Consider the following 21713-nt stretch of genomic DNA (forward strand, 5'->3'; position numbering starts at 1 on the left):
GGCAACCTCCATTCATGACCGATTACACTCCGACAGATTGCCGGATTCACACGCCTTATTTGGTGGTTTCGCGCCACCACTCGTTTACTTCCCCGGCAATTTCATCACCGCCGGATTCCTTCCACTTTTTCACAAACGCATCAAATTCTTCTATCGGACTCAATCCCGCAATGATTCGTGTAAATGTCTCTTCTTGCAGCTTAGACAGCTTAACTTGGTGCTTACCCATAGCCGGTGTTGGCGGTCCATTGAACTGATCTTCCATTAAATTGTTCTCAATCCGCTGTATGTTGTCGTATAAATGAAACTGCTCACCGAGTGCCTCCAGTCGATCTTTTGTTACGACCGGATCTGCCATATCCGCTAATGCGCCATAAATGCCACGATAACCTTGCTTCGCGTGTTCATCAAAACGAATAGATAATTTCCCGTTCACTCGGTTCCAAACTTCGTTCTCAAAACCTAGCTTGAGGCTTGTTTGACCTGGGCCAGCGACGAAATCCAACAATTTAACGACCGCTTCTGGCTTCTCACTTTTGATAGGAACCACATTGTAGGATCGGACGATGGAGGTGCTGTATACGCCATGCTTCCCGCCAGGACCGACCGGAAATTCTAGCGGAATCCACACGGCATTCGGATCTTTTTTACGATTGGCTGCAATATGGGCGCGCGTATCCGACCAAGCTGCCGAGAATAGGCCGACTCGTCCATTTACAATCTTTTCACCTAGGACGTCAATTTTATTCAGCGGGAATTCCGGATCTAGAACACCCTCGTCGTACAAGCCCCGAAGATATAGCAGCGCCTCTTTCATTTCCGGAAGAATACCCGAATATATCAGCTTTCCGTCCCGTTTGTACCATGCTTTCATTTGTACGCCAAATGCACCAAGAAAAGGCGACGTTCTGCGAAGACGCTCTAGAATCGATACGCCATAGGTATCATTTTTCCCATTACCATCCGGGTCTCTTTGAGCAAAAGCCCTCATTACCGTCTTATATTCTTCTACCGTCTTCGGGGGCTGAAGACCGAGCTTATCGAGCCAGTCTTTGCGAGCATACATGATTTCGGTTCCCTTTACTTCGTTTAAGCTTGGTATCGCATAGATCTTGCCATTCACTGTGACATTATCCCAAGCTTCTTTTGGAATCTTGGCTTTTAAATTAGCCCCATATTTATCAATGTAATCATTTAATGGGGTGAGCGCTTTTTGATTAACAAAATGTATAAACCACGATGGATCACTGGTATTCAACAAATCTGGCGGCTCGCCGGATGCCATGATAACGTTTAACTTTTCATCATAACCATTCAGTGGAGGAAGCGTGACATTGACCTGAACGCCAATATTCTTTTCTATATAGCTTAGATAGGGATTATGATTCTCATCCATGTTTTCTGGAAAGTTCATACCTAAGCTATTCGCCACGATTCGTATCGTAGGTTCGTTAGCGGTATCTACTCTATTATCTTCATTCATATCCAATTTAGGAATGCCACAGCCAGCTGTTAAACAGCCTAAGAGAATGACCAGCAAGGTTGTTTGCAATCTTTTCATCGAACCATCACCCCTTCAGACTTAGCCAAACAAGCAATCAAGAAGAGAGTATCTTCTTCAGTAACGGTGTCAGTCCATCTGCCATCCGCATAAACCCGAGATCCGTCGGATGAACACCATCGACTGTACATTCGTGAGCATTTTCACCAAGCAATTGAGCGCCCTCGTAATAATAAATGTTAGCGTCACCATTTTCTTGCAGCTGTTCAACCGTTCGCATCTGGACTTGCTTGCGCTTCTCTTTCTCCTGCCGCAACTGTGTTTGAAAGCGTTCCTTTGCGTATGAAATGCTTGAGATCACGAGTATTGGCGTCAGCGCATGTTGGTTGCGGTAAATACGAATAAATTCAGGCAATGTCTGTTGTAGTCTTTCTGACGAAACGCAATTTGCCTCATAGTCCAACACGAGACACGCTGGGTCTGGTATTTCTGCTACAAGATGCGCAAGCTCTGGCTCTCCTTTGCCATTCCCTGAGAAACCTAAGTTCAGGAATTCTCTATTAATACGCCTTGATAATATATTGGTATACGCCATGCCAGGTCGTGAAGCACAACCTCCCTGCGTGATAGATGTACCATAAAAAATGATTTTCTCCTTGCTTTCGTAGGCAATAGGAGATGTGATTTGAGCAGCTGGGTCTACACCGACCCAAACTTCTACTACGCCTTGATAGAGTGGAAAATTCAACGTAATACTTCGATATTCTCGTTCCATATCCGCAAACAATACACTTTCGAATTCCGTAAGTTTGGCATCATACAGGGTTGTGCTGTAATAAAACTGTTCCCCATAAGCGCCTATGTAGCAGTCGAAACCGCACTGTCCCGTTGCTGGCATATGGTACATATTCGCAGCCCCTGCCAGTTTCACTTGGATAGCTAACGAAGTTGCGTTCGTCGTGAAGCGAATTTGTCCGCCAGCCGTGCAATTTGCCAAGCTATTCACTGCTTCCGGGAGTTCCCACGCTGGGTGTGTTGGCAACCTGCGATAAAGCCTCTCCTCGTTCAGCCAGCCAAAGCCTGCTACGTGAAATGGCTGCTCGAGGGGTGAAAACCAATGATACGTATCGTCCACCAATTGTTGAATCCGCATATTCGAATCCAAGTGCAAGGGGTTACTTGATTGTTGTTGATTCGCCATCTTGCATATCCTCCTCTACCTTCGCTTACCGTCTATTCCTCTACTTGCTTGTTATGAAACTTCGCCTTCTAGGAGGCAATCCCTTTTTTTCATAGCCAATGGGTTATTAAAGTACCAAAAGAAGTCATGGTCCTCCGCTGTGGCTCTTTACCAGCTGTAATACAATAGGGATAACCTGTGAATGCTTGCAGGCGAATTGGAAAAGGAGGGACTATCTGCATTGGTGACCACAAACAACACACCTATTAGGCATGAATACCATGCTGATATCGTCGTAATCGGCGGTGGTACCGGTGGCTGCACAGCTGCTCTCGCTGCTGCTAAGTCAGGGAAACAAGTCATCATGACCGAGGAAACGGACTGGATTGGCGGCCAATTAACGAGCCAGGCCGTTCCGCCAGATGAACATCCGTGGATCGAACAATTTGGCTGCACACGCACCTATCGCCAGTTTCGGGAAGGAGTACGTGACTATTATCGCCGCCATTTCCCGCTTACAGCAGAGGCACGTACACGAACGTTGCTTAATCCCGGTAATGGCGGTGTTTCACGCTTATGCCACGAGCCGCGCGCTGCTCTAGCCGTCTTGCAGGATATGCTCGCTCCCTACGTGAACAGCGGGAGGTTGCAGATTCTAACTCGCCATCGGATAGAATCCGTCTCAGTCGATGGCAATGATGTCCGTTCTGTCACGGTTCGCAATCTGATGAGTGGCGATCCGGTGTTGTTAACTGCCGCCTATTTCCTTGACGCCACAGAGTGTGGCGATATGCTCCCGCTAGCTGGCGCGGAATATGTGACAGGGGCTGAGTCCAAAAGCGAGACTGGTGAGCCGCATGCAGTAGATGGCGAAGCATTGCCACAGGACATGCAGGGCTTTACTTACTGCTTCGCCATGGATTATATCGAAGGCGAAGATCACACCATTGCGCGTCCTGAGCGCTACGATTTCTGGAAAGAATACAAAGCGGAATTCTGGCCTGATCGCTTGCTCAGCTGGTCCGGTGTTCGCCCTCAAACGCTGGAACCTGTTTCCTATGAACTATTTGAAGGTACAGAAAAGTACTCCCTATTTTTCTACCGACGCATCATTGATAGCAAGAATTTTCAGGATGGCTTTTATCCTGGCGACATCACGCTCGTCAACTGGCCGCAGAATGACTACTGGCTGGGTTCGATTATCGATGTCAACGAGGAGGACAGAGAGCGAAGCCTCTGGGATGCCAAACAGCTCAGTCTATCGCTGCTCTATTGGCTGCAAGCAGAAGCACCACGTCCTGACGGAGGGCAAGGCTACCCTGGCCTTCGACTGCGCAAAGATATCGTGGGGACCGAGGACGGACTGGCTATGTATCCCTACATACGAGAGTCGCGCAGAATTAAAGCGGAATTCACCGTCTTGGAGCAGCATGTGAGCACTGCTTGCCGGCCTGATGGGAAAGCCGAGAACTTCCCCGATTCCGTGGGTATCGGCTGTTATCGCATAGACCTGCATCCGAGCACGGGCAACCGTCATTATATAGATATTTCTTCTTTGCCGTTCCAGATTCCACTAGGCAGCTTGATTCCCATTCGTATGAACAATTTACTCCCAGCATGTAAGAATCTAGGTGTTACCCACATTACTAACGGCTGTTATCGTCTCCATCCTGTCGAATGGAACATTGGCGAAGCCGCTGGATATCTAGCTAGTCACTGCATCGATCGCGGAATCATCCCCCGTGAGGTACGTAATACGGAATCTGAGCTTCACGTTTTTCAACGTAAGCTTGAAAGCTATGGCATCGAGCTGTCTTGGCCCACGATTCGTCCCGTCTAAGCTTAACTATTCTAATGAAGAGGTGTTCGTAGATGAGCAAAATACGTATTGGCGTTATTGGCGCAGGCTCTATTTCTGAAATGCATTTGAAATCCTACCATAATAATCCGGATGCAGAACTTTATGCGATTTGTGATTTGAATGAGGAGCGCGCACAAGCAAAAGCAGAGAAATACGGAATTCCCCACATTTATACAGACTATAAGGAGCTGCTCGCCAATGAGGCTGTAGATGCGATTAGTATCTGTACGTGGAACAATAGTCATGCTCAAATCTCCATAGCTGCTTTAGAAGCTGGTAAAAACGTACTCACCGAAAAACCGCTCTGTACCTCGGTTAACGAAGCGCTTGCTGTAGAGGATGCTGTTCGACGTACAGGTAAAACGCTTCAGGTCGGCTTTGTGCGCCGATACGCTTCAAATACCCGCATCATCAAATCCTTTCTGGATAACAACGAGCTTGGCGAAATTTATTATGCAAAAGCTTCGTGTATTCGTCGTCTGGGCAATCCAGGTGGCTGGTTCTCCGATGTTGAACGTTCTGGCGGCGGCCCGTTAATTGATGTTGGGGTGCATGTCATTGACCTGTGCTGGTATTTGATGGGTCGACCAAAAGTGAAGTCCATCTCCGGCAATACGTACAAGAAACTTGGCAACCGTGCCAATGTGAAAAATCTCGCCTTTTACAAAGCAGCAGATTATGACCCTACGCATAATACGGTCGAGGACTTGGCGAATGCCTTAATTCGCTTTGAGAACGGTGCCTCCATTCTCGTTGATGTCAGTTTTACGCTTCATGCCAAGGAAGATGAATTGACAGTGAAGCTGTACGGTGAAAAAGGCGGAGCCGAGTTGGAGCCGCAGCTATCCATCATTACGGAGAAGTACGATACGATCTTGAACCTCACACCGCAGATCAATAACTTAAGCTTCGATTTTGTTGCCGGTTTTCAGGATGAAATCAATTACTTTATTGAAGTGTGTCAAGGTAAAAAGGAAACCCTCTCGCCTGTACAAGACGGAGTCGAGATGATGAAAATACTTTGCGGTGTCTATGAATCTAGCGAAAAAGGTGAAGAAATCCGCTTCTAGGGAAGGAACGTGAAACCAGTGAAACAATCGAAATGGCTAATCATGACCTTATTGATTACATTACTCGCTTCTTCTTGGTCCATAACCGCATCTGCGGCAATCAGTCCCACCGATTTTATTGAAGTTGAAGCTGCGCCCGTCGATATCACCATTGATATTGAAGGTCCGCGCAAGCAAATTAATGCCGTTGACACCGATATGAGTCGAATCACCGATTATGTGGCTTTGTACACGACGGAATTTGCTTCACAAATTACGGTTGGTACCACCTCTATCGGCGTTGTCGTTGACTCAACGAATCACGTGACACGGGTTGTTAACCCTTCCATCAACGGAGCTGTGCCCGTCTGGACAGGGCCAACGACCCTTGTGATCCCGCAAGGCGGCTTCATCCTCGTAGCGAACGATGACAGTTGGGCGAATAAAACTTTTAAACAGTATCTCGCCAAAAACTTCAAGGTCGGCGACCTCATTAAGCTGCGCAAAAATGGTGAAGCCGTTCCCGTCAGTGCACTTATGACAGGCCAAGGACCACAAGCACGTCTTAAACTAGATAATGACGACTGGTTTACAGTAACCACACCGAAAACGACGGTCTCCGGTAAGCTTGAAAACGTAGAATCCGGCGTCACCTATGGGCTCCGCATCAACCAACAAGCAGTTACTTTACAGACGAACGGCACCTTCCAAGGTGAGATTAACCTTACGGAGGGGGTTAATTATTTAGATGTCGTCGCCTCTAAAAACGGCGTAGAAAACGATCGTAAGACGTTAGTCGCGTTTTATAAGAAACAAACGAGCACGGCTAAGGAAGTCGTCCTCTGGGTTGACCAAGGCACGAATATTTTCAAGCTGCAAACTCCTGAAAACATTCGCGATATGCTAACCAAGGCGAAGGATGCTGGCGTTACAGCCGTAGCGCTTGATGTCAAAGGCGTCGAAGGCTTCGCCAACTATAAAAAGAACGATTTGACTGGGCGTCCGCATATCTCACAGATGACCGCACCAACGCGTGCGGGTGCGAATCCGAATCTGGATATGCTGGAGGAGTTTATCAAGTATGGGCATCAGCTGGGGATTAAAATCCACGCAGCCTTCAACGTGTTTGCGGAAGGTTCACCTGCGCACAACGAGTATGCACTGCTGAACCAGCATCTAGATTGGGAAGAGCAAGTGTATCGCCCTGAGGATAACGGTCAAATTTTGCGGCTGCGTGAAAGCAAATACTACACATCGGGCAAATCTCTCGTTGCTTTTGTAAACCCAGCCAATGATGATGTTCGAGCGTTTGAGTTAAAGAACATGGAAGAAGTAATCAAGAACTATGATGTAGATGGCGTAGTTCTCGATCGCACCCGTTATGACAACGAAACAGCCGACTTTAGCCCGTTAACACGAGCTAAATTTGAGACGTTCCTCGCTGCACGGGGCAAATCGTTGACAAATTGGCCTGCGGATGTGTTTAGCTATGTGAACAACGTGCGCCAAGCGGGGCCGCTCATCAATGACTGGTGGGAGTTCCGCTCACAAACGATCAAGACATTTACGGATGAGGTCCGTTTACTCACGGATCGTTACACCGCTTTGAAAGGTCATAAAGTCTATTCCTCTGCTTACGTGGGGTCCTGGTTCGAGTCCTACTACTTGAACGGCGTGCACTGGGGCAGCCCGAATTTCAAATACGACAGTCGTTTACAACTACCGGACGATAGCTTATATACAGACTCATATGCACAGACCGGCTATGCAGGCAACATCGATTTCCTTATGATTGGTACGTATCAAACGACACAAAAAGAAATCGAACATCATATTACCTTGGGCAATATCGTAACAAACGGTGAAGTTCCCATGTACGCGAGTATCGCTCTGGCGAACATCCAAGATCCTCCTCTGCAGCGTTCGGTGTTCCAAGCCGGCTTATCGCAATCGAACGGACTGATGCTTTTTGATCTTTCCCAAGTCAACTGGTCCGTAGTGAAGGCATCGCTCCATGATGTGGCCTATGTAAAAGATTATCAAATCGGCTCCAGTGTTCCTGGCAGTCCTGAGTCTTTCCTTGAAGCCGATCTGTTTAATGTGAGTCGAAACGAGAACAATCTAAACATTTATTCAAACGACTTCGGTCAAACAACAGCAACCAGTACGTTCGGCGTGGAGGCCATTGTAGACAGCGCAGGTAAAGTCACAAAGGTTGTAAACCAACAACAGGCCCTTAACTGGAACTGGGCCACAATGTCTCCGAATAACAGCGTGATCCCACAAGGCGGTTTCGTCATCTCAGCACTGGATGCTTCTGGCGTAAGAACGAGAAGGCAGCTAGTCGCTAGAACCTACAAGGTCGGAGATGACGTACGCTCGGCTGTGCTTCAGGGGTATCTGGATGATGCAAACACGAGTACAGCACTTCCTAATCTGGAGATGAAAGGCGAGGTTGACGTCGTTGGACCGGGGACAGCACGTGTTCTTTTGAATGGTGTACCTGCAACAGTCGCAAGTAATGGCGAATTTGTTGGCACTGTCCCGCTTGTCATAGGTAACAATGCCGTAAAAATCTCCGTTTATGTTGACGGTCGCAAAACGAATGAAAAAACGATTAACGTCACACGCACAGCTCCCATCCTCACCGGTATCGAGCTTGATTCAACTGCCTATCGACTTGTTGCTGGCGACAAACATGCATCGGTTACGACCGCTGTCTACTCAGATCAAACTAAAGCCGTTGTAGCTGGGGTTTCTTACACATCTAGTAATCCGTCGGTAGCCTCTGTTTCAGCTGATGGAATCGTAACCGCCTTGAAAGCAGGTACAGCTGAAATCACGGCTACGTTTGAGGGTAAAACCGCTAAGTCCACAGTAATTGTCGTAGCCGTGACAAAACTTAGTTTTGACGAAAGCAAACATAGCCTTGTCAAAGGTGAAACGTACCTAGCACCACTCAAATTAACTTATTCCGATGGCGTAGAGAGCTATCTCACGCAAGATGTCATCTACCGTTCCTCGCATGATAAAGTGGCATCTATTGCGGCTGACGGCACGATCACAGCGGTGAAGCCAGGGTCGGCTACCATCACAGCCACCTATCGAGGCAAGCAAGCGGACATCAAGATTAAAGTCTTCAATAGCCACAAAGATAAGAGTGAAGCAAGCGTGACGGATGCTGAGGAAGAGCTTGAGTAATTAGGCCACTCCGTACTCATTACCGCTGCTGCGCAGGAGATAGTCGGTTTAACCGGCTATCTCCTTTCTATTTGCTGCTTCCGGCGTCCCCGATGCCATTTTTAACGCAAAAAAAAGATCCGGCCACTCCCACCAGGAGAAGCCAGATCCCTCATTTACTTCAACGTCAGCCACTGATGGGGCGTCTTTGCAGCTTGCATACCCACATCTAGAATCGTAGCAATCGTAATTGTCTCCTCGGAGGAGACAGGTGGATTGCCTGATTCGAAAAACCCCACTAATTTTGTAATAAAAGCCCCAAAGAAATCCGACTCAATGGTCATAAACTTCGACATTCCCGCTTCATAACTGAGCGCCATATTGAATGGACATTCCCAGCCGTAGAGGTTGATCGTCGCTTGGCGTCCGTCTGCATAACCGATAAGAAGAGAAGGCGTCTTGTCGGTTCCCGTCCACATCACTCGTCTGACATCCGTTCCCATCAAGGAAACGATCGGCTCGACTTGATGGATGGCATAATTGTCAAACTTTCCTGGCCCTAAACTGTTAATAGACTCTATTCCGGCATTATCGATTCCTGCATACTCCGCTGCAAATCTTAACGCCGAGGTTGAAAACATAGGGGTCTTGTACTGCTCAGCTAGCTCAAACATGCGTAATGCCGCAGCTCGATCAGGAGCAAACGTTTTGTCAATATAGGTGGGCTTGCCCGATTGCAACGCCAATCTGGATAGCTCCTCGTGGTACTCGGGATGATCCGGTGACAGAACGACCAAATAATCACTCTTCTCTACGACCTCTTCAATGGTCTTAAGCAGCTGGATTCCCTTCTTCTCACTCCACGCATCATTACTAAGCTTCCCCTCTATGTTGGTCTTCCCATAAGCATACGCAACCTGCATACGGCCATCCGTCGCTTTGTCGATCCAACCTGGGTATTTCTCCGCGTGCCATTCATCTAAAAAATAATCGATAAACCCGATTTTAGGCATCTCAATCTCCACTCCCTCTAGGAAATAACCCCCCACGGCATAACCGCAGGGGGCACATGACTACTTTTTATTTGCTGCGTACCATTCGTTAGCCGCTTTGGTCATTTCGTCGCCGCCTTCTGCTTTCCATTGAGCAACGAACTTGTCATAGTTTTCAATTGGTTCTGCACCCGTGATGTACTTCAAGAACGTATCTTCCATCAGCTTTTGCAACTTCAAGTTGTATTTCCCAATCGCTTCAAGCGGTGGTGCAAATGCAAGCGGGTCAAGAACGATGTTCCCTTTAGCCGCTTCTTGAATTTTTGTAAAAGACTCCGTTAAGATCGGATCTTTCCGTACGCGAGCTTGCCAGTAGATCGGATAGTTTTTCTCATCCACACCTGTTAAGAAGGTCGAAGCATTGTTGTATTCATCATTAAATTTCGGCAAAATTGGGAAATAATTGCCGTTTTCCATTTTATAATGAACGCCTTCTTTACCAATCGCTGCTTCTTTGAAAATATCTTTATCCAGCTTAAGATCCAAATATTTAATAATGTCTTCCTTGTTATCCGCCCATTTCGGGATGCCCACGTAGAAGCTGATTCCTGCGCTGCCCATAACTTGAACTTTGCCATCATCCCCTTTGAGGTAAGGGAAGCTGCCAATTTTCGCGTTTGGTGAATTTTTCAGCAACGCATTTTGGACAGTTGGCGCGTTAAAATAGGCATTTGAAATGATCGCCGCTTTACCGCTTGTGAAATTCTCAATTACTTTATTCGCTTGGTTCAACGACCATTCCTGATCGATCAATTTCTCCGTGTACAATTTTTTCATGAATTCCACATATTTCTTCATATTCGGATTCTCAATCGCATTCACAAGCTTGCCATTCACATCTTGCCAGCCAGTTGTTGCGTTGGATTGCACCATCGGTATGCCAAATGTCGGAAGAACCTCAGGGAGAAGCGGACTTTTCCCTCCAGATAACCCCATTACATTCTTCTTTTCTTTCAGCGTTTTCAAAACGGTATACAATTCATCACGTGTCGTTGGTGCTTTTAATCCAAGTTCATCCATCCAATCCTGACGAACGATTAGTTGTGTATTAACAATCGTTCCCGATCCCGTTTGCGGAATACCGAAAATTTTACCATTCAGCTTCGCACCGTTCCAGGAAGTTTGTGAGATCACGTTTTTCATATTCGTGCCATATTTATTTACCAGCTCGTCAATCGGCTCAAGCGCACCAGAGGCAGCAAGCTTGGAATACTGCGGGCCGCTAAGAAGCATGTAGGCATACTTTTCTTTGTTAGCCATGAGCAAGTTCAGCTTATCATCCGGATTTTCAACTGGCAGCATGTCGTAGGTAACCTTGTAGCCCGTTTTTTCATTCAGGAACTTAGCCACAACTTCTGTATTCGGATCAAATCGTGCATATTGCAGCAGTGCTTTAAATTCTGGTTTCGGCTTATTAGCTTCTACGGTTGCCACAGGAGCTGTAGAAGCAGCTGGCGTGGTGGAACTGCTAGTCGTAGTCTGAGTACTTCCGCCACAAGCCGTAATTGCCGCTGCCATCGATGTGATGGACATGAGAACTAACATCTTTTTAACCATTGTAAGAGCCTCCCTATTTTTCCCTTTGAGTATGGATAGCGCAATATACCAAATATCATGGAACCCTTGTAGAGCCGGCCCACCACCACCCTTCAAAAATTTGTTTCCAGATTCAACCCTTTACAGAGCCTACAAGAACACCTTTCACAAAATATTTTTGTAGAAATGGATACACACAAATAATGGGAAGTGTAGCTAAAATGATCGATGCCGCTTGAATAGACTGCGGTGAAACATTGAGTGAAGCGTCAACATTCGTGCGCATAAACGTGTCCGTTGATGAAACGAACAATTCTTTCAAATATAATTGCAGAGGTTTCAAATCTGCCGAGTTAATATAGATTAGCGAAGTAAAATAATCGTTCCAGAACGTAACCGCATAGAACAAGGCGATAGTCGCTAGTACCGGCATGGAAAGGGGTAAAATAATACGAACAAGAATCGTCATGTTGCTAGCCCCATCCATTTTCGCTGATTCCTCAAGGCTGTCTGGCAGACTTTCGAAGTAGTTTTTGACAATGAGCATGTTGTACACATTGATCATATAGGGCAGGAATAGCACAGGCAGCTTATTAATTAGATGAAGCTTATGCATGAGCAGATACGTGGGGATCAACCCACCGCTAAACAACATCGTAAATAAAAACAGCAGGATGAAAAACTTGCGTCCTCTCAATCTAGGCTTAGAGAGCGGGTAAGCGGCAAGCGTGGTCATACTTAACGAGATGATGGATCCAACCAAGGTGACTGTAATCGAAATCATGAACGCACTTAGAAACATGGCGTTACTAGCTACATACGTATACGTCCCTATTTGAAAATCAATTGGAATGAGATTAACCATTCCCGAAACAACTGCCGCCTCACTGCTCAGCGATTTCGCGATAAGATTAATAAACGGAAAGATCGTCGATAAGCCAAGAAGTATAAAGAATAGGTGGTTAAGGACTGTAAAAATCTTCTCGCCGAGCGATGAAGGGATGCCCGAAGATCTTCTGGCTGATTTGGGTTTCAGCATACTTTGCATATTCATCTTCCATGCCTCCTAAAGCTTTGCTAGTACAAAACTCGCATTGTAAGCAGAAGCACTTACCAAATGCCTCGTCCAAAAAACTTTCGAGCCAGACCATTGCCCGATAGGATCAAAATAAACGCGACAACCGATTCAAATACCCCTACAGCAGTTGAAAAGCTATAATCTTGTTCGCCGAGACCAATTCGATACACATACGTACCAATTACGTCTGCGACGTTGTATACACTTGGATTGTACATGACGAGAATTTGTTCCGTTCCAGCCTCCAGCACGTAGCCGAGCCGCAAAATAAACATAAGTAAAATGATCGGAATTAAGCCAGGCAACGTGATATGTACGATTTGTTTCCATTTATTCGCACCATCTATCTTCGCCGCTTCATACAGGCCAGGATCAATACTTGCCAAGGCAGCGAGATAAATAATCGTATTCCATCCCGTTTCCTTCCAGCCAGCCGACCCAATGAGTACAGAGCGGAAAATTTGACTGTCTAGGAAAAAGCGGATAGGCTCACCACCCATGGCAACGATGATTTTGTTGACCATTCCACCGTTCGTGGAAAGTAGATCAATGAATAATCCGCTGACGATGACCCAGGATAAGAAGTGTGGCAAGTAGACGACAGTTTGCACGCTTCGCTTGAACGCGATGTTTTTCAATTCATTAAGTAAAATGGCAATCACAATGGGGAGTGGAAAAAGAAACAAGATTTTATAAACGGAAATCAGCAACGTATTCTGAAATACTTGCAAGAAGCTTGCAGACGAAACCAGTTTATCAAAATGCTTCATGCCGACCCATGGACTCGCTGCCATTCCATCAAAAATATTAAAATCCTTGAAAGCAATAATAATTCCGTACATCGGCGTGTACTTGAACAGTAAGAGGAATGCGATGCCAGGTATTAGTGCGAGGTATAAATCCCAATCTTTCCTGACATCGATCCACAACTGCTGCATATATCTCTTTTTAACATTTTTTTTCAACGATAGGACAGTTTCCTTTGTAGTGTTCGTATCTCTCAAGGTGCCTCCTCCTTCGTACTGTCTTTCTAAACTTAGTGTATCACCCTCCGTTTTTTTGCGAATTAGAGGAATATTACTTGTTTTGGTACTTTGATAACTTCTCGACTGTAAAAATGAAAAAACCTTCCCGATGATGATCGAGAAGGCTGATAAAACGGCTTCTATACGATTTAATTACGAATCTCCCCAGGCGTGACACCCCAGTATTTGCGAAATACTCTTGTAAAATAACTCACATCCCGGTACCCAACGCCAGATGCGGCATCGTACACACGTGAGCCCTCCTGCAGAATGGCTTTGGCCCGCTCCATTTTCCTTTCCAGTACATAGGTCGAAAAGGCTTTCCCTGTTTCTTGCTTGAAAAGGCGGCTCAGATAGGACGAATTGACATACATTCTATCTGCGACAGCATGCAGCGTCATTTCTTGGTCAATCTCATTTTCCACTAGGCTCAAAATGGTCTTGATCATGCCATGACTCGTCGATTTCCGCCTATGGCCAGCATAATCCAAATACGCTCTTATCATACGCTGCAGCCAAAAAAGGATTTGTTCCTTCGATGCGAGCTCTGAATGGTTATGAAAATACACATAATCCTCGCCAGCTACTTCCCTCACCGGCCAACCCTGCTTTTGGATCATGCTGATAAATAAACAAGTGAAATAGAGAATATGCTCCCGAATATCATCAACGGTTTCCGCTTTGGCCATCCCGCTATTCCAAAGTCCTGTTAACGTTTCCATTGCCTTCTCACAATCCCCTGTTTCGAGCGCAATTTCCAGTGTCTTTTCTAGGTTAGGCTGAAACGTCAGCTCTGGCTCTCTCCCCTGTTCAGCACGATACGGGATTGCCAAATCATGGCCAAGTACAATTCGATCCTGCAACGCGCGTACCGCTTGAACATATAGCTTATTCATATCTGCTATGCTGCCGGTCATACCGCTGATCCCTGCACTCGCACTTAGCTTGAGGCAGCTTTTCACTGTGAATAGCAGCTTTTCAGTTAAAGCATTGATTTTCTGCAGCGCAATTCTAGGCTCCTCATCACTTGCAAGTTGAAAAATGATAACCGTACAGCCCGCAAAATTGGTGGACACCCAGCTCTGTGTATTCGAAAGTGCTTCCTTCACGATACTGCCGAGTGAAAATTGGAGCAGTGACATATCTTTTCTGCTGAATCGCTGTTCAGTCTCCGAAATCGGATCCATATCGACGATAGCTATAGCGTATGAAGCTTCTTTTGGCAAATCCAATTGTAAATCCTTGCACTTCTGCTCAATCTCCCAAGCTTCGAATTTCCCATTAAACAACCCTTGAAAGAATTCATTTACCAATTGCGGAAGGTGCAGCTTCCACTTCATCTTTAGCTCATCTTCGTTATGACGCTGCTCAAGCTCGCTCTGCAACCTCTCCGCTGCTTCGAGCACCGTCTCCAAAATCTCCTCATCGCCGGCTGGCTTCAACAAATATTTCATAACGCCAAGACCCAGCGCCTGTTGGGCATACGTGAAATCATCATGTCCACTAAGCACAATGATCTTTAACAAAGGATCGACTTGACGCAGGTGCCTTGCTAAGGTTAACCCATCCATTTCTGGCATTTGCAAATCCAACAGGATAATATCAGGCTTTTTGCGATCGATGATTCGAAGTGCTTCCGCTCCGTTACCAGCTTGACCTACGACCTCAATCCCATGTTTATCCCACGGAATATTGTTGGCTAGCGCGTTTCTGAGACGGATTTCATCTTCCACAATTAATAAATTCATAATGGGGACCCCCGCTCAATTTTACTTCACTTGCTTGATCTCGGAGTAACATAGAATCTCTTGTACTTCTGTTAACGTGTTCATCAACTGTTGCACGACAGAGGCGTGAATCGTCTCCTCTTCACTCGCTTTCAACAGCAATTGCTTACACGCTTCAATCTTCTCATCTAGCAGGGCATACAATTCTTCTACTTCATGCCTTTGCAAAATAGAAAGGAGGGAGTCCACTCTGCCTACAAGATCATTCGCCATTTTCTCATGAACCGCTTGGCGTGGAAGGTAAACTTGCTCTACGTCTGTTTTCATCGCGTTTAATGCCGCTTGAACAGCACCCAGCGGATACATGCCTGTCGATATGGCATCGATTCGCCAAGGTCCTTGTCGCAAAGCGCGTATCGTTTCATCTGTCGCTTGCCCGAAGGCAAATATGACGGTTCCGCAGTCAATCTCACGTGCAGCAAGGAGCTGCTCTACGGTCTCATGCGCTCCCAATTTGGCGTACATCGGGTAGATCCCGCTATATACAAGATTACCTGGGAGCAGCTCGTTTTTGTGCAGCTGAACAGATGCACGAATTAGCTTTGCTTTATCAAAGTAAGCCTGCGGAATAACGACATCGACATGCTGCGACCAGTTGCCAATTTTCTCAGACTCCGCACCTGGTTCTGGCGCAGCCGATACTATTATTTTCGGGTTGATCTGCTTAATCTCCTTGTACAGTTCCCTTACAAAATCATCCTCGATCTGCTCGACCCACTTCATCCACGTAGTCCAAAGTTCCGTCTGCTTGTCTGCACGAATCTCAAGTGGATCCTTGCCATAATCTCGTTGAAAAGTTTCACGGGCATATGCGCTGAAGCAGTACCCGTCCTGCCAGTCGTTATCCACATGCGGAAACCGCATGAAATCTAGGTTAATACCCGCAACGCTATATCTCGTAATGATCTCTTTCACGATGTCCAGTAGATACTGACGCACATTAGGGTTCGTTATATCGAGCCAAAAGTAACCCGTCCCCCGCTGTGGCATTGGCCTCTGCGCATCCGCTTGTCTTCTCGAGCATGCAGACCATTCGGGATAAGCACGCAGTACAGGGCCACCCGTTGGGTCGATACCGACCATGAACCCATCCAACCAAGCGTGCACTGCGATCCCTCTTTTTTCACCTTCAAGAACGAAAGCCTCCAGTGGATCCCACCCGCGAAAAGCAGGATGCTGCTCTTCAATCTGTTTCTCCACTGCCATTCGGCTTGGATAAATCGTATAGCCCCAGAGCCAAGTCTCGAGATATAACTCATTGAATCCAGCAGCCTGCATGCGATCTAACGTGAGGATTACCTCCTCAAAGTTATGTTCAGTAGGGCGATACCACACGCCACGAGCTTCCGCTGTTCTACTTGGCAAAGCGCATAGATAGCCTTCCATAGCTTCTATGGATGCCAGCTTAGCCTTGCTCGAAGTTGTTTCTGCATCCGCAGCCTGGCGTGCCTCTACCAGCAGCCCTTCTGCTTTTTTCACATGTTCTCTTGCCGAATCAAAGGGAGCATTGATGTAGCTTTTCCAATTTTCCTCTATCATTTTTTGGGCATAGGTTATCTTCTTTTCAGCCTCTTCCAAACAATGGGCGATTTCCTGCTCTGCCATAGGTAACACCCCTTCATGTGTTTGGTATAGAAAATATCATATCCATGATGAGCTTCATAGAGGAGAGTGATTACTTTCTTTGGTAGATTGATGTGGAATAATCGAGACCTCTAGATCTGACATTAGGACATAAATAACATCCTTATGAACATTGTCATCTGGTCCAAATCTCTCTAGAATGTAACTTATTCACATGATTAGGAGGTTCGAAAATGACTTATTCAGCTAGTTCATCCCGATATGAAGCCATGACCTATACCCGGAGTGGTCGCAGCGGTCTGAAGCTGCCTGCCATTTCATTAGGACTGTGGCATAATTTTGGCGGTATTGACACGTTCGAGAACGGCAGAACGATGCTCAAGAGAGCTTTCGATTTAGGGATTACGCATTTCGATTTAGCGAACAATTATGGGCCGCCGCCTGGCTCTGCAGAAGAAATGTTCGGGAAGATGCTCAAAGGAGATTTCGCTGCTTATCGAGATGAGATGATCATTTCGACGAAAGCAGGTTACTATATGTGGCCAGGTCCTTATGGGGAGTGGGGTTCTAAAAAGAATCTTATTGCCAGTTTGGATCAAAGCTTGAAACGTATGCAAGTCGACTATGTCGACATCTTCTATCATCACCGTCCAGATCCGAATACACCGCTTGAAGAAACGATGGCTGCTTTGCACCAAATCGTTCAACAAGGTAAAGCGCTCTATGTTGGCCTTTCCAACTATAAGCCTGAGGAGACCAAAGAAGCATCCCGCATTTTGAAACAATTAGGGACACCTTGTGTCATTCATCAACCTAGTTATTCCATGATGAACCGTTGGATTGAAGATGGTCTTCAGGATGTATTAGACCAAGAAGGCATCGGCTCCATTGCTTTTTCACCGCTATTTAAGGGTATTCTTACAGATCGTTATCTGAACGGCATTGCCCCTGATTCCAGAGCTGCTAGTTCAAGCGTCTTCCTCAAAGAAGAGGATATTAATGAAGAGCGGATTTCGAAGGTGAGACAATTAAATGTACTTGCGAATGAGCGTGGTCAAAAAATGTCCCAAATGGCACTAGCATGGGTGCTGCGAGGTGGTCGTGTGACTTCGGCTTTAATTGGTGCGAGTAAAGTCAGCCAAATTGAAGATGCCGTTGAAGCATTGAAGGCTCCTGCGTTTACGAAAGAGGAGCTATCCACCATTGATGGGATTTTAAATGCCTAACAGATCTGCAATTTGAACATTCCTACGCTAATTTAGTTCGAATTCCGATATTGTTTAGGTGATACACCCTTTACACGTTTGAACATTTTGGAGAAAATCAGTTGATCCTGGTAGCCGACTGAGTTGGCAATTTCTCCAATGGCATAGTTGCTCTTCTCCAGCAAATCACTTGCTTTATTCATTCGATATTGCAGGAGATATTGTTGGGGAGGCAGCCCTGTCGCTTCTTTGAAAATAGCCGAAAAATATTTACGATCCAGCTTAAGCAGCGCTGCAATCCCTTCAATTGAAATGGGTTCATTGTAGTGAGCATGGATGAATTCCATACTTTGAATGATATAACTATCCCATTTGGTAGGCAGTACATCACTACTTGAGGAGGCAGGAGCCACATCAAGTAGCGCCGTCATAAACGAAAATAAGGTCGCTTTGATGTGTAAATCGGCACTGTTTGAATAGGTATTCGCCTCTGTTAATTGTTCGTACATCGTCGGCATGACTTTCCGATCCATCGGAAAAATAGCATTTTCCGGCGATAATCGTGTACGCGATACGATTGATTCCACCTGCGCCCCTTGAAAGCCAATCCACGAATACGTCCATGGCTCGATTTGATCCGCTTCATAGTAGCTAATCACATGAGGAAAAATAAGAAATCCTTGACCCGGATTAAGTTGATGCGTCACATTTCCAATACGAACAATTCCTTTCCCTTTATGGATAAGGTGAATCTTGTACATATCACGGACACCAGGCCCAACAGCATGGCCAGGCTTACAATCCTCTTTGCCCCAATGCAGCAAATGTAAATCCGGATCCTTGCGAAATAAACGTTCCTGATTGTAATGAAAGATGGCCATACGGAACTCCCTCCTCCTCTTTTGCACAGACATTATACCATAAACAAGACATCAATCTACCTTGGCACCATGTGAAAGTGAAAATAAGACCGTTTGCTCAAAAGAGCCTAGCAAATAAGGAGCCACGCTGCTGTAAGCTGCGGGCTCCTTGTTCTTCATCGTGCAATACTCGATTTATTACTCTACTTCATATAGGAGAGGCTCCATCGCTTGGATAAATGGCGTCCACTCCTCTGTCGCGTAGAGGACAAGCCGGTGCATCGCACGCGTACATGCCGTATAGAAGAGCTTGCGTTCACTTTCTCTAGCGTAGGTTTGAGAAGAGGCATCATAGATCAGAACCGCGTCGAACTCGACTCCCTTCGCCAGATATGAAGGAATCACCATGGCTCCCTTCTCGAACGTGAGCGTCTCCTTCGTAATCAGCCGCAGCGCATCGGAGCCCTGCGATTGCAAGACGTCATACGCCTGACGGCTCTCGTCTGCCGTTCTCGTAATAACGGCGATAGAGTCGTAGCCTTCCGCCCGAAGCGCCGCGATGTCGGCTATTATGCGTTCGGCCCTCTTCTCGCTGCTGATAACGTTGACGAGGCAGGGCTTTCGGCCACTCCTCTCAAAAGGCACAATCTCTTCGTTCGGCAATAACGCCTTCGTAAACGCCACAATCTCGCGCGTGGAGCGATAGCTTCGGACAAGCCGAATGAGGTTAGTTTCGCCTTCTCCGTAAAGCTTGGTCAATGGCGAATCCAGCTCGTGCAGATTCGTCGCCTGCGGGAAGATCGCTTGACTGAAATCTCCTAGCACCGTCATGCGAGCGCGAGGAAAAAGCATCTTGAGGAAGTAAAATTGGAACGGCGAGTAATCCTGACCTTCATCCACGAATAAATGACGTACTTCTGTGTTCGTCCGATTGCCTTCGACGAGCTCCTTCAAGAACAGGAAGGGAGCCGCATCCTCGTAAAACAACTCAGACTGACTCAACTTCTCCTTTGTTTGCTTGCTTATTTCCTGCCAATGCATAGGCATATCCATCTCGTTCGTCATTTCCTGATAGGCAGCCGCGTCACCGAACAGACGAGCATACAGGCCGATCATATCGATGAACTTTAGCCGTTTCACCTGCTGCCTTAGTGGTTTAAACCATGCTTTCACGATCATCTGTCGCAGCAGCTCTTCTTCCTGCATGGCATAATCAAAGTCAAAGTCTTCGGCTTCACCCAGCCCTTCTTCCGCATCACCATAAATACCCACATATTCTTCGTTAAAATGAATGACAGTTCCCTCTTGCTTATGTCTCCGTACTAGCTCCTTGTAGGCTTCTGCGTATTGTTCGTTGTCGAGATAGTTGAGTTCATCTTGAATCCATTGCGCCCTCCGCTCCTTACGTTCAAGTACGGATAGTTTTTTCAGCAGCCATTCCTGCAAAAGAGCGACCCGATTAGCTAGACGAATTGAGCTGTCGTAGCTGTAAAATTGGGCTTCCATCTGCTCCGTGGATACCAACTCGCCATCTCGAAAAGGGATGCTTTGGAATAACATTCCTTCTTTACGCAACCACAGCCCATACTGCTGAAGCGCCTTTAAATAAGATTTTGATGCTTTGTAATGAATGCCGCTCAGCCGTGCTTCATAGCCATATGAGTTCGTCCCTGACAGGACATATTCAATCTGGTCAAAAGGGTTCTCGAGTTGGAACGTGGAGGCTAGCCAGTAGGCCAGATATTCCTGCATCGTCGTTTGCTGCAGGTTCTCCTCACCGAGCTCTGGCAGAACCGTAGATACATAACTATTAAACATCGGATTTGGTGAAAAGAGCACAATTTGATCCGCTTTTAGTTTATCGCGGTGCTTATATAGCAGGTAGGCTGCCCGTTGCAATGCCGCGGAAGTTTTTCCGCTGCCTGCTGCTCCCTGCACGATGAGCATAGCACTTGTATCATCCCGAATAACCGCATTTTGCTCTCTTTGGATGGTCGCTACAATGCTCTTCATTTGTGTATCTGCGCCTTTGCCAAGCACCTGCTGAAGCAATTCATCGCCAATCGTTACACTGGTGTCGAATACCGTGTGAAGTTGACCGCCGCTAATCTGGTATTGACGCTTCAACCTCATGTCCCCTGTTACTCGGCCTCCTGGCGTATCATAAATCGCCGCTCCTGGCGAGAAGTCATAATACATGCTTGCGATAGGCGTTCGCCAGTCGTAAACAAGAAAGTCTATCCCGTCTCGATCAACGAAGGATGACACACCGATATAAATGTGCTCGCTGAGGCTGCTTCCTTCCTCTTGAAAATCGATGCGCCCGAAATAAGGAGACGTTAGCAGCCGCTTCATACTTTTCAACCGCTGCATCCGTTGTCTGTGACTGCGCTCCCGTTCAGACAATAGAGCTTCTTGCTGTTTCATGCTGTAAAATGTTTCTTCGAAATCTTCGGCGTTGCTTGTATTAATCGTTACTTCCTCCCAGAAGCGCTTGCGAATGTCCGTCACCTGATCGCGCAACCCGGATACCTCCGGTTCCAATTCAGCAATAGTTCCTCGCAATTTGTCCATAACCGTAGTTAACCGCTCTTGTTCTTGCTGCCAATCTTTCGCATTTATCATCTTTAGGAACACTCTCCTTCGTGGTCTTATGAGAAAAACAAAAAATGTTTGACAAACGGTAAGTCATCATGCTAAAATTGAATTATAGATAAAATGCATTAACTTTATATTTTTTACTCATAAAAACAGAAATGACTTTTCGATTTTAACATAGATCTCACTCGCATGTAAATGATTAATTCAAAAAGAA

The 21713-nt window shown here is 46.4% G+C and carries 14 protein-coding genes; 4 read left to right on the forward strand and 10 right to left on the reverse strand.

All coding sequences use genetic code 11. The features are described from left to right. Window positions 1-55 precede the first annotated feature (55 nt). Together J2736_RS08300 and J2736_RS08305 are read right to left on the reverse strand one after the other, a co-directional pair. Window positions 56-1561 (reverse strand): extracellular solute-binding protein, encoded by a 1506-nt coding sequence (locus J2736_RS08300; RefSeq protein WP_310225359.1) that lies wholly within the window; start codon window positions 1559-1561, stop codon window positions 56-58. A 37-nt stretch (window positions 1562-1598) separates the two neighbouring features. Beyond that, the gene (locus tag J2736_RS08305; RefSeq protein WP_310225361.1) at window positions 1599-2702 is read right to left on the reverse strand and encodes an SGNH/GDSL hydrolase family protein; all 1104 of its coding nucleotides are present in this window, start codon (window positions 2700-2702) and stop codon (window positions 1599-1601) included. 244 nt (window positions 2703-2946) lie between these two features. On the opposite strand from J2736_RS08305, the gene J2736_RS08310 reads away from it, so the two are divergent. Genes J2736_RS08310 through J2736_RS08320 form a run of 3 tightly spaced genes read left to right on the forward strand, consistent with a single transcriptional unit; the run spans window position 2947 to window position 8792 of the window. Then, window positions 2947-4521, forward strand: a complete 1575-nt coding sequence (locus J2736_RS08310; protein WP_397340436.1) for an FAD-dependent oxidoreductase — start codon at window positions 2947-2949, stop codon at window positions 4519-4521. A 32-nt stretch (window positions 4522-4553) separates the two neighbouring features. After that, window positions 4554-5612, forward strand: coding sequence for a Gfo/Idh/MocA family protein (locus J2736_RS08315; RefSeq protein WP_310225365.1), 1059 nt, complete (start codon window positions 4554-4556; stop codon window positions 5610-5612). 9 nt (window positions 5613-5621) lie between these two features. Beyond that, the gene (locus J2736_RS08320; protein WP_310225367.1) at window positions 5622-8792 is read left to right on the forward strand and encodes an Ig-like domain-containing protein; all 3171 of its coding nucleotides are present in this window, start codon (window positions 5622-5624) and stop codon (window positions 8790-8792) included. 155 nt (window positions 8793-8947) lie between these two features. On the opposite strand, the gene J2736_RS08325 is transcribed toward J2736_RS08320, so the two are convergent. From J2736_RS08325 to J2736_RS08350, 6 genes are all read right to left on the reverse strand, one after another. Then, on the reverse strand, window positions 8948-9784 hold the full coding sequence (locus J2736_RS08325) for a Gfo/Idh/MocA family oxidoreductase (protein WP_310225370.1): 837 nt from the start codon (window positions 9782-9784) through the stop codon (window positions 8948-8950). Window positions 9785-9844: 60 nt separating this feature from the next. Further along, window positions 9845-11380, reverse strand: a complete 1536-nt coding sequence (locus J2736_RS08330) for a type 2 periplasmic-binding domain-containing protein (protein WP_310225372.1) — start codon at window positions 11378-11380, stop codon at window positions 9845-9847. A gap of 112 nt (window positions 11381-11492) precedes the next feature. After that, window positions 11493-12407, reverse strand: coding sequence for a carbohydrate ABC transporter permease (locus tag J2736_RS08335; RefSeq protein ID WP_397340438.1), 915 nt, complete (start codon window positions 12405-12407; stop codon window positions 11493-11495). Between the two features lie 62 nt (window positions 12408-12469). Beyond that, window positions 12470-13375 (reverse strand): ABC transporter permease, encoded by a 906-nt coding sequence (locus J2736_RS08340; RefSeq protein ID WP_310226357.1) that lies wholly within the window; start codon window positions 13373-13375, stop codon window positions 12470-12472. Window positions 13376-13611: 236 nt separating this feature from the next. Beyond that, window positions 13612-15210: a response regulator gene (locus tag J2736_RS08345; protein ID WP_310225377.1), complete on the reverse strand. Its 1599-nt coding sequence runs from the start codon at window positions 15208-15210 to the stop codon at window positions 13612-13614. A gap of 21 nt (window positions 15211-15231) precedes the next feature. Then, the gene (locus J2736_RS08350) at window positions 15232-16854 is read right to left on the reverse strand and encodes a glycoside hydrolase family 10-like protein (RefSeq protein ID WP_310225379.1); all 1623 of its coding nucleotides are present in this window, start codon (window positions 16852-16854) and stop codon (window positions 15232-15234) included. A 212-nt stretch (window positions 16855-17066) separates the two neighbouring features. On the opposite strand from J2736_RS08350, the gene mgrA reads away from it, so the two are divergent. Then, window positions 17067-18059, forward strand: a complete 993-nt coding sequence (gene mgrA, locus J2736_RS08355; RefSeq protein WP_310225380.1) for an L-glyceraldehyde 3-phosphate reductase — start codon at window positions 17067-17069, stop codon at window positions 18057-18059. 32 nt (window positions 18060-18091) lie between these two features. Here the strand turns inward: mgrA and J2736_RS08360 are convergent, their stop codons facing one another. Further along, the gene (locus J2736_RS08360) at window positions 18092-18919 is read right to left on the reverse strand and encodes an AraC family transcriptional regulator (RefSeq protein ID WP_310225381.1); all 828 of its coding nucleotides are present in this window, start codon (window positions 18917-18919) and stop codon (window positions 18092-18094) included. A 177-nt stretch (window positions 18920-19096) separates the two neighbouring features. Next, a complete protein-coding gene (gene helD / locus J2736_RS08365; protein WP_310225383.1) occupies window positions 19097-21523 on the reverse strand; it encodes an RNA polymerase recycling motor HelD in 2427 nt (808 codons plus the stop codon). Window positions 21524-21713 lie beyond the last annotated feature (190 nt).

Source organism: Paenibacillus qinlingensis (assembly GCF_031455095.1).
In the GTDB taxonomy this organism is placed as follows: domain Bacteria; phylum Bacillota; class Bacilli; order Paenibacillales; family NBRC-103111; genus Paenibacillus_E; species Paenibacillus_E qinlingensis_A.